Origin of the sequence: Rhodophyticola sp. (assembly GCF_965284195.1) — a bacterium.
GTDB lineage: Bacteria > Pseudomonadota > Alphaproteobacteria > Rhodobacterales > Rhodobacteraceae > Rhodophyticola.
Genome location: NZ_CBDIRM010000001.1, coordinates 552,595 through 566,679 on the forward strand (window position 1 = coordinate 552,595; position 14,085 = coordinate 566,679).

Genomic DNA, 14,085 nt, shown 5'->3' on the forward strand with positions numbered 1-14,085 from the left:
TCCACAATGTGCGACGGCGGATACGCGGGGCCGGATGCCGCGCAGGAACGTGGAGGGGAGACGCCAGATGATCGGAAATGAGCGATTTTCGCAGGCCGTGACCGGAAAACCGGCGGGCCGCCTGTCGTGAGCGCGAAGCAACCCTTTCTGGAGACCTCCCCCCGGGTTTCGGACGAGGTTCGCAAGACCACCTGCTACATGTGCGCCTGCCGCTGCGGCATCGATGTGCATCTGCGCGCGGATGCCGACGGGGTGCCTCGGATCCGCTATATCGAAGGCAACCGCGATCATCCGGTGAACCGGGGCGTGCTGTGCGCGAAAGGCTCCGCCGGGATCATGCAGCATTACGCTCCCGCACGGCTGAAGGCACCGCTCAAGCGCGTGGGGCCGCGCGGCTCGGGCCGGTTCGAGGAGATCGGCTGGGAAGAGGCGATGGAGATCGCCGTCTCATGGCTGAAACCGATCCGTGAGAAAGACCCGAAGAAACTGGCCTTCTTCACCGGCCGTGACCAGAGCCAGAGCTTCACCGGCTGGTGGGCGCAGCAATACGGAACGCCGAATTATGCTGCCCATGGCGGGTTCTGTTCGGTCAACATGGCGGCGGCCGGTATCTACACGATGGGCGGCGCGTTCTGGGAGTTCGGCTCCCCGGATTGGGACCGCACGAGGATGTTCATGATCTTCGGTGTCGCCGAGGATCACGACAGCAACCCGATCAAGATGGGTCTGGGAAAGTTGAAGGCGCGCGGGGCCAAGGTGGTTGCCGTCAACCCGGTGCGCTCGGGGTACAATGCGATTGCCGATGAATGGTTGGGGATCACGCCGGGTACGGACGGGTTGTTCATTCTTGCGCTGATCCACGAGCTGTTGCGGTCGGGGCATGTCGATCTCGACTACCTGCTGCGCTACACGAACGCGCCGCATCTGGTGGTGCAGAACGATGGCGGGCCCGATCACGGGCTGATCGCGCGAAACGAAGCCGGGGAACCGCTGGTCTGGGACCGGGAGGAGCATCGCGCGCGCGGCTGGACGGAGATCTCGACCAAAGCCGCGCTGCACGGTGAGGTGACGCTGCCCGACGGGCGAAGTGCGGTCCCGTCCTTCGACCTGCTGGCCCGGCGGTATCTGGGGGCGGAATATGCGCCCGAGGCGGTGGCCGAGCGGACGGGTGTGCCAGCGGAAACCATCCGCCGGTTGGCCGCAGAACTGGCGTGCACCGCCTTCGACGAGGCGATCACGCTCGATCAGCCCTGGACCGATATGCGCGGCGAGCGTCATGCCACGATGATCGGCCGGCCGGTCAGCTTTCATGCGATGCGGGGCATCTCGGCCCATTCCAACGGGTTTCAGACGGCGCGCGCGCTGCACCTGCTGCAAATCCTGCTTGGCGCCGTCGAATGCCCGGGCGGGTTCCGTTTCAAGCCGCCTTACCCCAAGCCCGTTCTGGCCCACCCCACGCCGCATAGCGAAGCCCATCCGAACGCGCCGCTGGCGGGCCCGCATCTGGGCTATCCAAGGGGGCCGGAGGATTTGCGCCTGGACAAGGACGGTCATCCCGAACGGATCGACAAGGCCTTCACATGGGAGGCGCCGCTGTCGGTTCACGGGCTGATGCATATGGTGATCTCGAACGCGGTCGCGGGCGACCCCTACGAGATCGACACGCTCTTTCTCTACATGGCGAACATGGCATGGAATTCGTCAATGAATACCCGCGGCGTGATGGACATGCTGGAGGCCACAAACGCCGATGGCAGCTACAGGATTCCGCATATCATCTATTCCGATGCCTATTCGTCGGAAATGGTGGCCTATGCCGATCTGATCCTGCCGGACACGACCTATCTGGAGCGGCATGACTGCATCTCCTTGCTGGATCGCCCGATCTGCGAACCCGACGCGGTGGCCGATGCGATCCGCTGGCCGGTGGTGGAGCCGGACCGGGAGGTGCGAGGCTTTCAATCGGTATTGATCGATCTGGCCGCGCGGCTTGGCCTGCCGGGCTTCGTCACCGAGGCGGGCGATGCGGTTTACAGGGATTACGCGGATTACATCGTCAATCACCAGCGCAAGCCCGGTGTCGGGCCGCTGGCGGGCTGGCGGGGAGAAGGGGAGGATATCGGGCGCGGTCGGCCGAACCCCGATCAGCTGGACCGCTACATCGAGAATGGCGGCTTCTGGCAAAGCGATATTCCGGCCAACGCGCAGTTCTACAAAATGGCCAATCAGGCCTATCAGGATTGGGCCGTCGGGATGGGGTTTTACGATGCGCCGCAGCCCTATACCTTCGACATTTATGTCGAAACCCTGCGCAAGTTTCAGTTGGCCGCCGAAGGCCATGGCGAGCGGCAACCTCCGGAGCATCTGCGCGCGCAGGTGGCCCTGGCCTTCGATCCGCTTCCCGTCTGGTACCCGCCATTCGAGGGCGAGGCCGTGACCGGGGATTTCCCGCTTCACGCAATCACGCAGCGCCCGGCGGCGATGTACCATTCCTGGGGGTCCCAGAATGCCTGGCTGCGGCAGATCCACGGGCAAAACCCGCTTTATGTGCCCGGGGAGGTGATGGAGAGCGCGGGCCTCACCGATGGCGGATGGGCCTGGGTGATCTCGCATCACGGCAAGATCAAGGTGCCGGTGCGCCGGACCGATGCAGCCAATGGCAAGACGCTCTGGACATGGAATGCCATCGGCAAGCGCAAGGGCGCCTGGGCGCTGTCGCCGGGCGCGCCCGAGGCGACGAAGGGGTTCTTGCTTAACCACCTCATCTCCGAGCTTCTTCCGCCCAAGGGCGACGGGCTGCGATGGGCCAATTCCGACCCGGTGACGGGGCAGGCGGCGTGGTACGATTTGCGGGTGCGGATCGAACCGGCCGAGGATGGCCCGCTCGACCCGCTGATGGACGCGCAGGACAGCCCCGTGGGGCGCGGCACCGGAGATGTGACCTACGGGGAGGAGTGGACATGACCTCTCTGCCTGCCTCGACCGGGGTGAAACTCGGCCTCGTGATCGATCTGGATACCTGCGTCGGTTGCCATGCCTGCGTGATCTCCTGCAAGGAATGGAACACCGGCAGCTATGGCTCGGCCCTGGCCGATGCCGATGCCTACGGCGATGCCCCGCTTGGCGCGTTCCTGAACCGGGTCCACACATTCGAGGTCAAGCCGGAGGAGGGCCCCGCCGCAGTCGTGCATTTCCCGAAATCCTGCCTGCATTGTGACGATGCGCCCTGCGTGACCGTCTGCCCGACGGGGGCCAGTTACAAACGCGTCGAAGACGGGATCGTGCTGGTCAATGAGGATGCATGCATCGGCTGCGGCCTGTGCGCCTGGGCCTGTCCCTACGGCGCCCGGGAGATGGATCCGGTCGAAAAGGTCATGAAGAAATGCACCCTCTGCGTCGACCGGATCTATAACGAGAACATCGTCGAGGAGGATCGGATTCCGTCCTGTGTGCGGACCTGCCCTGCCGGTGCGCGGCATTTCGGCGATCTGAACGATCCGGCCTCGGCCGTGTCCGAACTGGTGGCCGCGCGCGGCGGGTTCGACCTGATGCCGGAGCAGGGCACCGGACCGGTGAACAAATACCTGCCGCCCCGGCCCAGAACGCCCGAGCCCGTTCCTCATCTGCCCGATCTTGCCGATCTGGCGGCGGATGCGCGCGAGACACGGGCGGAGGGGTTCTTTGGCTGGCTGGACCGCGCGCTGGAGAGGCTCTGATGCATCCGGCCTATTCGATCATCTTCTTCACGGTCAGTTCCGGCGCTGGTTTTGGCGTTCTTGCGGCGCTTGGTCTGGCTGCGTTTCTGGGCCTGACGCCGCAGGGGGGTCTCTATTGGGCCGGGTTCGTGATCGGCTTTGGCCTGTCCATGGCCGGTCTGGTATCCTCGACCTTCCATCTGGGCCATCCGGAGCGGGCATGGCGCGCGCTCAGCCAGTGGCGCAGCTCCTGGCTCTCGCGGGAGGGCGTGCTGGCCATCGTCGCGCTGGCCCTTGCCGGGGCCTTCGCGCTGAACCTGTTGATGGGCGGGCAAGGGCGGCTACTGGGGCTGCTGACGGCGGCCTTTTCGCTGATCACGGTCTATTCCACCTCGATGATCTATGCGCAGCTGAAAACCGTGCAGCGCTGGTGCCAGCCACTGACGCCGGTGGTGTTTCTGTGCTTTTCGCTGGCCGGTGGCGCGCTGATCTACGCGTTTCTGGCGCAGGTCTTTGCCGGTGGCGCGGGCCTGTTACCGACCGTGGCGGCGCTGCTCGTGTTTCTGGCGTGGGGCGCAAAGCTCGGCTGGTGGCGCCGGGGGGATACGGCCCCGGTCCTGTCCACCCCGGAAAGCGCCACCGGTCTGGGCGCCATGGGCAAAGTGCGCATGCTGGAAGCCCCGCACACGGGCGGGAATTACCTGCTGAAGGAGATGGGCCACAAGATCGGGCGCAAGCATCGGGCCAAGCTGCGCCAGATCGCGCTGGTGCTGGGCGGGATCGTTCCGGTCTTCGCGACTTTGTTTGCATCCTGGGGCCTGTGGCCCGGGCTTTTTCTGCTTATGGCCGTTCTTGCCTTTCTGGGCGGGCTGCTGGCCGAACGCTGGCTGTTCTTCGCCGAAGCGGAGCACAGCGTGATGACCTATTACACCCGCGCCTAGAGGTCGATTTCAACAATGCCTCCGGGCTCCGCCGCGCGGGATTGACACAAGATGATGCTGTGTTGCCGCTGCGCTTTCGACAGCACGAAATCCCTGTGCTCCACGGCGCCGGAAACCAGCCCGCATTTGCAGACGCCGCAGATCCCGTCGGAGCATTTCACATCCACATGAATGCCGTTTTCAGCCAGAACATCCGTGGCGGATCTCTCGGCCGGCACAAGCAGATCGCGCCCATCCCTGAGGCGCAGGATGAAATCGTGGTTCACATAGTCCGGCACTTCGGGGACCGAGAAGTATTCCAGATGCCGCGCCTCTTCGGGGATGCCGTGCGCCGTGGCGCTGTCGATCACGGCGCCCATGAATGTCTCGGGGCCGCAGGTATAGACATGGGTGCCTTCGGGGGCGGCGGCCATGATCGCGTCCAGATCGGCCCGTGTGCCTTCGTCGGAGATATGAAGATGCAGATTTGCGGCCCATTCCATTGCGGCCAGATCGTTCAGGAAACCCGCGCTGGCCCGTGATTTCGCGCAATAATGCAGGGCAAAGGGCCTGCCCAATGCATGCAGGCGATGGGCCATGGCGATCATCGGCGTGATCCCGATGCCGCCGCCCATCAACAGGCTGAAGGGGGCCTGCTCCTCCAGCGGGAAGTGATTGATCGGCCGGGAGATGAAAATCTGCCGCCCCTCGCTGAAAATGCGGTGCATCAGCCGGGAACCGCCCCGGCCCAGATCCTCCCGCAGGACGCCGATCTGGTACTTCGTGCGATCCGCGGGATCGCCGGACATGGAATACTGGCGCAGGAACTCGGGCGCCACGACAATGTCCAGATGCGCGCCCGCGGTCCATTCCGGCAACGCACCGCCATCGGCGGCGCGGAACTCGTATTTGGTGACCTCCGGTGTCATCGCCTCGGCCCTGGTCACCACGACCTGCAGGACCGGGCTGTCGCCATCGTTGGTGTAGCGATGCACCACGCTGTCGTCCCCGCGGGCCAGACGGTCGCGATGCTCCTCCGCGGTGATCATCGCCTGATAGGCTTCGATCCCCGCCTCGCGATCCATCGGGAACGGGTAGGGATACGGATGCGGCGCCAGCGGGGCGGGGTAGACCGCCAGCGTCTGATCCTCGTATTTCAGGTTCAGATCGCGCTGCAGATCGCGGGCGTTGACCGGATGCGACGCAGGGCCGTAACTGTCGTCTTCGCGCAGCTCCAGATCCCACCACCATTTCTTGACCGGGTTCAGCCCCCCGTTTCCCAGCGCGTCATCGAGCCTGGCCAATGCGGGGGCCGTCGCCGGGATGTTCATCGCCGCCCATCGAAAGGGCTTTTCGGCAAACAGCCCCTCCAGGTTCCACGGACAGGTTTTCATGCAGCGGCCGCACATCGCCCCGCCAAGTGTGGTGATCCGGTAGCTGGCGCAGCGTTCGCTGTCCGATTTCCAGATTTCATAGCCGTTGAACATCAGCTTCGGCCCGGCGGTGATGGCCCCCGAGGGGCATTCGCGCGCGCATTTGTTGCAGCTTTCGCAGAACCGTTGCAGGCCGAAATCGATCGGCTTGTCATGGGCCATGGGCATATCGGTCGTCACCACGCCCGATTTCAGGCGGGGGCCAAGGAACGGGTTCAGGATGACCTCCCCGATGCGGGAGACCTCGCCCAGACCGCTCAGCAGCAACAGGGGCGGCTGCAACACCTCCCCGTCAAGCACCGTATGGGCCTTGGCGCTGTAGCCGAGATTTCTGATCTGCTTGGCGATGACGCCGCCCAGAAGCGAAAACCGCAGATAGGCGCGCATGGATTGCGCAACGCTGATCCAGTCATCGCCGGAGGCGCCTTCCATCGTCTCATAGCCCTGATCGATGATCATGCTGATCGCCTGATCGTGGGGCGGTGTGATCGGGTCGCCGCGCGCGTCGTGGGAATACCATGTCCAGTCGGGGCAGCGGCTGATCCCGACGGCGTCGATGCCCAGAAAATAGCTGGCCGCCTTGATCGCATCGGCATTGGCCTGGGGGTCGTCGGGGCGCGGCCCGTCTGCGGCCGGCCCGTCCTGCAACAGCACGAATGCCCCCAACATCCGCCGCTGCGCCATGGAAGGTGCGGCCTTGCGCACGTAATAGCCGCCTTTCGCGGCGTTCTGATTGGCCTTGCCCATATCGCCGAACTGGGCGCGGGCAAACATATCCGAACGTTTGGGCACGCGGGCGACATTCGGTTCGTCGATATAGGTCGTGGGCGTGTCCACGCGCGTCAGCGTCTCGAACAGGTGCGGGCCGTCGGCGAAGTCGCGCCGCGCGAACGGGTCACGGTTCAGCGCGGATTTGGCGAACCCCTTGCCCAGCCACCAGGCCGGCCCCTTGGTTCTGAACCGGGGTTGCCGGGCCATCTGAGCCAGCGGCGCGTCAACGGTCAGATCGAATTCGGTGGTGATCGCGGCGATGCCGAAACGGCTGCCCAGATAGGGGTTTGCCAGCGTGCCATTCTCGACACTCGCTAGGCCCGCGGCCACGGCCAGAACGTTGAGGTCCACATCCGCGCTGGTGCCCGTATGCGCCTTGGCATCCCAGCCCAGAATGCGGATGTAATTGGCCAGCACCACGGCGGTTTCGGTTGCGCGCAAACAGGCGCGATGGGCCTGCGCATCGTCCAGCCAACCCACCCCTTTCTCGTCCGAACGCGGGTCGCGCGGCATCTCGTAAAGAAAGACGATCGCGCGGGTATGGGCATCGATCGTGCTCGGCGGGGCCTCTACCGCGTCTTTCAGATCGGCCATGATCATGTCGATGCCAGAGGCAAGCGTCTTGGTCTGCTTGGTGCGCAGATCATCGGCCAGCGCGTCGATGCCGGGGTTGCGATAGGGCTCCGCCAGGCGCGCCGCGGCGGGCAGCGGCCCGATCCCCACCATCGACGCGTCGGAGAAGTATCCGAACGCCTTCAGGTGGTTGGCACGTTCGGTCGGGTCATCCGGGCATACGGACCGGGACTCTGTCACCAGCCCGTCGCGGATGGCGTCCATCATCGCCTGATACTCCGTCATCGCATTGACGATGGAGGCGGGCGCATCGGGGCGCGTGAAGTCCAGAGGCACGAAGGGCGGCACGTGAGACAAATCCGGCATCGAGCCGCGGGCCAGCCGTTCCATCGGGTAGGGGCCCATGTGAACCGGACGGTTTGCATCGGAAAAGAAACGGATTGTCATGAACGATAGTGCCTCCCTCGGGGCGGACTATTGCGCGAACCGGGGCCGTGTTCCAGTGCCTGAGCCAAGAAAGCGGTTGACGGGTCAGCCAAATCGGATCAACTTAATGGAACGTTCCAAAAAAGCCGGCCAGACTGGCCACGCGGAGCGAAAGGGGAGGATGATGCCGATGAAATGGGGTCTGATCGGGGCCAGTACGATTGCGGCCGAGCGCATGATCGAGGCGTTCCGCTCCGTGTCCGGCGAGGGTGCGGTGACCCATGTCCTGTCCTCCAGCCCCGAGCGGGCGGAAAGCTATGCCGCCGAACACGGCATCGCCCATGGGGTCAGCGATCTGGAGGCGCTGCTGGCCGGGGATATCGATGCTGTCTACATCTCCACCACCAATGAAAAGCATTTTAGTCAGGCCATGGCCGCCATCGCGGCGGGCAAGCATGTCTTGTGCGAAAAGCCGCTGGCGATGACCGTCGCGGATGCGGTGACCATGGTGCGCGCCGCACAGAAGGCGGGCCTTGTCTTTGCCACCAATCACCATCTGCGCAACGCCGGCAGCCATCTGGCTATTCGGGAGGCCGTGCGGGCCGGCCGCGTCGGCGATGTGTTGAGCGTGCGCGTTTTCCACGCCGTCTATCTCCCCCCGCATCTGCAGGGCTGGCGGCTGGACAAGCCCGAGGCCGGCGGCGGCGTGATCGCGGATATCGTGGTTCATGACGCCGATACCGTGCGGTTCCATCTGGGGGAGGATCCCGTGGATGTGGTCGCGATGGCAAGCAGCGCGGGCATGGGCAAGGGCGTCGAAGACAGCGCGATGTCGGTCTGGTCCATGCCGTCGGGCGCGATGGTGCAGACCCATGAAAGCTTCACCCATCGCTTTGCCAGAAGCGGGTTTCAGGTCCACGGAACGAAGGGCTCCATCGTCGCCACCGACGTGATGACGCAAGGCGCCGTCGGCGAGATCGTCCTGACCACCGAAGCCGGAGCGGAAACGCTGCCCTATGACACGCATGATCTCTATCGGCGTTCGGTCGGCTTGTTCTGCGATGCGGTGGCCGGGCAGGGTCGCCCTTCGGCTGACGGGGTGGACGGCGTGAAATCCCTCGCCGTGGCCGCCGCTGTCGCGAAGGCGGCGGAAACCGGGCGGCGCGTTGCCGTCGACTACGGAGGCATTTGAGCCATGGGCAAGATCGTTTCCGGGGCCGAGGCCGTGGCGCATATCGGGGATGGCGCGGTGGTGACCGTATCGTCCTCCTCGGCACTCGGGTGCCCGGATGCGGTGTTGGAGGCGCTTGGCGCGCGGTTCAGGGACGAGGGGCATCCGCGTGGCCTGACCACCATCCACCCGATCGCGGCGGGCGACATGTACGGGGTCAAGGGGGTCGATCATATCGCGCAGGACGGTCTGCTGGCGACGATCATCGGCGGGTCCTATCCTTCGGGTCCTTCCAACCTGCCGATGCCCGCGATCTGGCAGATGATCGTGGAAAACCGGGTTGCGGCCTACAATGTCCCCTCGGGCATCCTTTTCGACATGCATCGCGACGTGGCTGCACGCAAACCGGGCGTGCTGACCAAGGTGGGGCTGGAGACGTTTGTCGACCCGCTCCGCGAGGGGTGTGCGATGAACGAGGTCGCGGTGGGCCGGAGCATTGTGGAACGGGCGGAATTCGGCGGGGAAACATGGCTGCATTTCCCGAATATCGTGCCAGATGTGGCGATCATCCGGGCAACGACGGCGGATGAACACGGCAATCTGACCTACGAACATGAAGGCGCCACCCTTGGTGCGCTGGATCAGGCGATTGCCGTGCGAAACCATGGCGGCCTTGTGATCGCGCAGGTCAAGCGGGTCACTGCGGCGGGGTCCCTCCGGCCCCATGACGTGCATGTGCCGGGGCATCTGGTGGACATGATCGTGGTGGCCCCCGGTCAGAAACAGACCACCGAAACGCTCTATGACCCGGCGATCTCGGGGGAGATCATGCGGCCATGGGACAGCTTCGCCCGGGCCGAACATAATGTGGAGAAGGTCATCGCGCGCCGCGCCGCGATGGAGCTGCGGGCGGGACAGACCGCCAATCTGGGCTTCGGCATTTCGGCGATCGTGCCCCGGATCCTGTTGGAGGAAGGTCAGGCGCAGGCCGTGACCTGGGCCATCGAACAGGGGGCGGTCGGGGGCATGCCGTTGACCGGGTTCGCCTTTGGCTGCGCCTCGAATGCCCATGCCTTCGTGCCGTCACCGAACCAGTTCACCTATTTTCAGGGGGGCGGGTTCGACATGTCTTTCCTCTCCTTTCTGGAGGTGGATGTGCAGGGCAATGTCAACGTCTCGAAGCTTGGGAAAAAACCTTATCTCACCGCAGGGTGCGGGGGGTTCGTGGACATCACGGCCCACGCGAGGAAGATCGTGTTTTCCGGATATTTCGAGGCCGGCGCGGAGCTGTCCCTGACGCCGGAGGCCATAAGCGTCACCAGACCCGGCAAGTTCACCAAGATGGTCGAGGCGGTGGAACATGTCACCTTTGCCGGTCAGCGCGCGCTGCGGCAGGGGCAGGATGTGCTCTATGTGACCGAGCGCTGCGTGATGCGACTGACCGAAACCGGGCTCGTGGCGACCGAGATCATGCCCGGCATCGATCCGGAGCGCGATATCGTGACGGCCTCCGAAGGGCGCGTCGCGGTCGCGGGCAATGCCAACCGGATGCCTGTGAGCCTGCTGTCGGAAACACCCATGGGGCTTGCGCTGTGAGCGCCGTTCATCTTCATCGGGGCGCGATCGCGCGGCTTGAGCTGGACAATCCGGGCAAGCTCAACGCCTTCACCCCCGACATGCTGGAGCAGTTGGAGAGCCATTGCGCGGCGCTGGACGCGGATCCCGCCGTGCTTGGGGTGCTGGTCACCGCGGCGCCGGCCAGAGCCTTTTGCGCGGGCGCGGATATCTCGGCCTGGGCCGGTCTTGCCCCAGCGGAGTTTGCCCGTCACTGGGTGCGTGATGGCCACCGGGTGTTCGACCGGCTTGCGCGACTGTCGAAACCCACGATTGCCGTGATCGGCGGCCATGCCTTCGGTGGCGGGCTGGAACTGTCGGCGGCGTGCGATGTTCGGGTAATGGCGACGGAGGCCAGACTTGGCCTGCCGGAAAGCTCGGTCGGGATCGTTCCGGGATGGTCCGGCACGCAGCGCCTGCTGCGTCTGGTGCCGGAACCGGTGGTCAAGGAGATGGCGCTGTTCGGGCGCCACCTGACGGCGGAGCGGGCGAGGGAGCTTGGCTTCGTGGCGGAGGTTGCGGCGGATCCGCTGGCCGCCGCAGAGGAGATCGCCGCGCGTCTGGCGCACACCAGCCCGCGGGCGACCGAGATTGCCAAATACCTGATCCACGCGGCCGCGGGCGAGGACCGGGCCGCGATGATCGAGGCTCTGGGTGGTGGCATGATCGCGGCCAGCGCCGACAAGTCCGAGGGCGTGGCCGCCTTTGCCGAGAAACGCAAACCTGAGTTCCCGGGGGTATGAGATGACGGAGTTTACCCTGATCCCGGCCTGCGGCGCCGCCATCCCGACCGACCCGTTCATCGGGCAGCATCTGATCGATGGCGCGTGGGTGGGGAGCGCCGACGGCGCCGTGTTCGAGCGACACTCCCCGGCGCATGGCGATCTCGTCAGCCGATCCGCACGGGGCGGCGGCGATGATATCGCGCGCGCGATTGCGGCGGCCAGACATGCCTTCGATGCGGGCGACTGGGCCGCCTCCCCGGGCGCGGCGCGGGCAAGGATCCTGCTGAAAACCGCTGATCTGATAGACGAAAACCGCGAACGGATCGCGGTTCTGGAAACCCTGGAAAGCGGCAAGCCGATCACTCAGGCGCGCGCCGAAATCGAGGGCGCCGCCGATCTCTGGAGATATGCCGCCGCCCTTGCACGCACGCTGCATGGCGACAGCCATAACAGCCTGGGCCCCGATATGCTGGGCATGGTGCTGAAGGAGCCGGTGGGCGTGGTCTCGCTGATCACGCCATGGAACTTCCCCTTTCTGATCATAAGCCAGAAACTTCCCTTCGCGCTGGCCGCAGGCTGCACCGCGGTGGTGAAACCTTCGGAGATGACGCCCTCCACCACGGTGATCCTCGGCCAGTTGCTGCAACGGGCCGGCTTGCCCGACGGTGTGGTCAACATCGTGCTGGGATACGGCGATCCGGTCGGGGCGCTGATGACGGGCGATGACAGGGTCGACATGGTGTCCTTCACCGGCTCCACCGCGGTCGGCAAGCAGATCGTCAGGACCGCGGCCGGGACGCTGAAAAAGGTCTCGCTGGAGCTTGGGGGCAAGAACCCGCAGGTGATTTTCCCCGACGCCGGCCTTGAGGCCGCCGCCGATGCCATCGTGTTCGGTGTCTATTTCAATGCGGGCGAATGCTGCAACTCCGGCAGCAGGATCATCGTGCATGAAGACGTGGCCGGGACGCTGACCGAAATGATCGTGGACGCGTCGCGCAAGGTGCCCTTCGGCGACCCGCTCGATCCCCGGACCAAGGTCGGCGCAATCATCTCGCCCGACCATCAGGCGAAGATCGCGGCCTATGTCCGGGATGCCGAGACCGCCGGGGCGCAGGTGGCGCTTGGCGGCAAGGCGCTGTCGATCGACGGTTTGGCGGGCCAGTTCCACGCCCCCACGATCGTCACCGGCGTTACCCCCGACATGGCCATCGCCACCGAAGAGGTGTTCGGGCCGGTTCTGTCCGTCCTGACCTTCCGAACAATGGATCAGGCGATTTTGCTTGCCAATTCCGCGTCTTACGGGCTGTCGGCTGGCGTGTGGAGCCGCGATGTCCACACCTGTCTTGAGTTCTCCCGCAGGGTTCGGGCCGGGACGGTCTGGACCAATACCTGGATGGATGGTTTTGCCGAGATGCCCTTCGGCGGGGTCAAGCAGAGCGGGCAGGGCCGGGAACTGGGCCGATACGGGATAGAGGAGTTCCTGGAGGTCAAATCCGTCCAGATGCGGATCGGCGACACCCGGCCGAGATGGGTGGCCTAATGGTCGCTGTCGCCGCAAAATCCGGTGTCGGGGCGGAACAGCACATTGAGCGCTTCCGGCGGCTCGCCCGCCATCCGGCGCAACAGCATCTCCGCCATCGCGCGGCCCGTGGCGCGCAGGTCTTCGAACACGGTCTCGATCCGCGGACGGATATTGTCGAAGATGGGAGAGGCGCGTTTGGCCAGCACATCGGCCTCCACCCCCGGTGTCACGCCCACATCGCCAAGGGCCGTCAGCGTCACCAGCGCGGTCACCTCGCCCACACAGATGTACCCGTCGGGCGGGTTCGGCCGATACCTTCGCCGCTTGGTGGCCTCCGCGATATCGGCGGTGGCGGAATCGAGCGTCACGTCGGTGACGATCTCGTACTCGACACCGGTTTCCCGCACCGCGCTCATGAAGCCGTAGCGCAGATGCTGGGTGAAGGTGAACCGGTCCTCCGGCAGGATCAGGCTCAGCCGTCTGCGGCCCTTCTCGACCAGCCGGTGCACCGCCTTGCGGGCAAAGGTCTCGTTGTCGAAATCGACCCATGGATGGGGCGTGGTGAATTCGGTTCGGCCATGGCTGACAAAGGGAAATCCGTTCTCCATCATCAGCCGGACCCGGGGGTCGAAGCATTCCGTCCGGGTGAAGAGAATGCCATCGGCCAGATTGTTGCGCAAAATGGTGCGCACCGGATCCAGCCGGTCCTTGCCAACCGTGTCGGGAACGACGGTAACGGAATAGCCCGTGCCGCGCAGGACGTCGGTGATGCCGGTCAGAAACTCATGGGTGAAGCCCAGAAACTCATGCTCGGTATTGAGCAGAAGGCTCACGACCTGCGTGCGCCCGGTGCGCAGCCGCCGCGCCGCGCGGTCGGGCACATAGCCCAGATTCTTCGCCGCAAGGGACACTTTTTCGCGGGTCGTCTTGGCGATTCGCGGGTCGTTGGCCAGCGCCCGCGACACGGTGGCCACGGCATATCCAGTCTGCTCCGCGATCGTTCGCAATGTCGGGCGTTCGCCGGGCGCAAGCGGCGCGGTCTCGTCGGTGTCCTTGGTCATCAAGCCGGGGTGCTCCGCTGCGGAAGGCTTGGGTCACTATGGCGATTATTTGAAACCTTTCAACTGAAAAGCGTTTCGCGATGTTGTGGCCATGTAGTCGCCTTTGTGCCTGTAACGCTGAGTATATGGCAATCGCGTTGCAACCCAGACGCGAAATTTTCCGTTGACTCAGGG

At 64.9% G+C, this 14,085-nt stretch carries 9 protein-coding genes; 7 read left to right on the forward strand and 2 right to left on the reverse strand.

What is annotated here, in order from left to right:
• Window positions 1-126: 126 nt before the first annotated feature.
• The 3 genes from ACQ651_RS02820 to ACQ651_RS02830 are packed head-to-tail and all read left to right on the forward strand — an operon-like array spanning window position 127 to window position 4,636.
• Window positions 127-2,964: a molybdopterin oxidoreductase family protein gene (locus ACQ651_RS02820; protein ID WP_430448213.1), complete on the forward strand. Its 2,838-nt coding sequence runs from the start codon at window positions 127-129 to the stop codon at window positions 2,962-2,964.
• Complete coding sequence (locus ACQ651_RS02825; RefSeq protein WP_430448214.1) at window positions 2,961-3,716, forward strand: 4Fe-4S dicluster domain-containing protein; 756 nt, start codon at window positions 2,961-2,963, stop codon at window positions 3,714-3,716. The genes ACQ651_RS02820 and ACQ651_RS02825 overlap by 4 nt, the downstream gene beginning before the upstream one ends.
• Window positions 3,716-4,636 carry a dimethyl sulfoxide reductase anchor subunit family protein gene (locus tag ACQ651_RS02830; RefSeq protein WP_430448216.1) on the forward strand — a complete coding sequence of 307 codons (921 nt, stop codon included), beginning with the start codon at window positions 3,716-3,718 and terminating at the stop codon, window positions 4,634-4,636. Before ACQ651_RS02825 ends, ACQ651_RS02830 begins: the two co-directional genes overlap by 1 nt.
• On the opposite strand, the gene ACQ651_RS02835 is transcribed toward ACQ651_RS02830, so the two are convergent.
• Entirely contained in the window at window positions 4,633-7,839 is a 3,207-nt protein-coding gene (locus tag ACQ651_RS02835) for a reductive dehalogenase (RefSeq protein ID WP_430448217.1), read from the reverse strand. The two genes, ACQ651_RS02830 and ACQ651_RS02835, sit on opposite strands and share 4 nt — an antisense overlap.
• Window positions 7,840-8,008: 169 nt before the next feature.
• Between ACQ651_RS02835 and ACQ651_RS02840 the strand changes: the two genes are divergently transcribed.
• The 4 genes from ACQ651_RS02840 to ACQ651_RS02855 are packed head-to-tail and all read left to right on the forward strand — an operon-like array spanning window position 8,009 to window position 12,868.
• Window positions 8,009-9,010: a Gfo/Idh/MocA family protein gene (locus ACQ651_RS02840; RefSeq protein WP_375550282.1), complete on the forward strand. Its 1,002-nt coding sequence runs from the start codon at window positions 8,009-8,011 to the stop codon at window positions 9,008-9,010.
• A gap of 3 nt (window positions 9,011-9,013) precedes the next feature.
• A complete protein-coding gene (locus ACQ651_RS02845) occupies window positions 9,014-10,585 on the forward strand; it encodes an acyl CoA:acetate/3-ketoacid CoA transferase (RefSeq protein ID WP_430448219.1) in 1,572 nt (523 codons plus the stop codon).
• On the forward strand, window positions 10,582-11,346 hold the full coding sequence (locus ACQ651_RS02850; protein ID WP_430448221.1) for an enoyl-CoA hydratase/isomerase family protein: 765 nt from the start codon (window positions 10,582-10,584) through the stop codon (window positions 11,344-11,346). The genes ACQ651_RS02845 and ACQ651_RS02850 overlap by 4 nt, the downstream gene beginning before the upstream one ends.
• Before the next feature lies 1 nt (window position 11,347).
• Window positions 11,348-12,868, forward strand: a complete 1,521-nt coding sequence (locus tag ACQ651_RS02855) for an aldehyde dehydrogenase family protein (protein ID WP_430448223.1) — start codon at window positions 11,348-11,350, stop codon at window positions 12,866-12,868.
• Here ACQ651_RS02855 and ACQ651_RS02860 read toward each other — a convergent pair.
• Complete coding sequence (locus ACQ651_RS02860; protein ID WP_227285232.1) at window positions 12,865-13,911, reverse strand: LacI family transcriptional regulator; 1,047 nt, start codon at window positions 13,909-13,911, stop codon at window positions 12,865-12,867. The genes ACQ651_RS02855 and ACQ651_RS02860 overlap by 4 nt on opposite strands.
• Window positions 13,912-14,085 lie beyond the last annotated feature (174 nt).

Bases quoted from the DNA above. Each gene is read 5' to 3' on its own strand.
- ACQ651_RS02825 (WP_430448214.1), top strand. From the start codon at position 2,961: ATGACCTCTCTGCCTGCCTCGACCGGGGTGAAACTCGGCCTCGTGATC.
- ACQ651_RS02830 (WP_430448216.1), top strand. From the start codon at position 3,716: ATGCATCCGGCCTATTCGATCATCTTCTTCACGGTCAGTTCCGGCGCT.
- ACQ651_RS02835 (WP_430448217.1), bottom strand. From the start codon at position 7,839: ATGACAATCCGTTTCTTTTCCGATGCAAACCGTCCGGTTCACATGGGC.
- ACQ651_RS02840 (WP_375550282.1), top strand. From the start codon at position 8,009: ATGAAATGGGGTCTGATCGGGGCCAGTACGATTGCGGCCGAGCGCATG.
- ACQ651_RS02845 (WP_430448219.1), top strand. From the start codon at position 9,014: ATGGGCAAGATCGTTTCCGGGGCCGAGGCCGTGGCGCATATCGGGGAT.
- ACQ651_RS02855 (WP_430448223.1), top strand. From the start codon at position 11,348: ATGACGGAGTTTACCCTGATCCCGGCCTGCGGCGCCGCCATCCCGACC.
- ACQ651_RS02860 (WP_227285232.1), bottom strand. From the start codon at position 13,911: ATGACCAAGGACACCGACGAGACCGCGCCGCTTGCGCCCGGCGAACGC.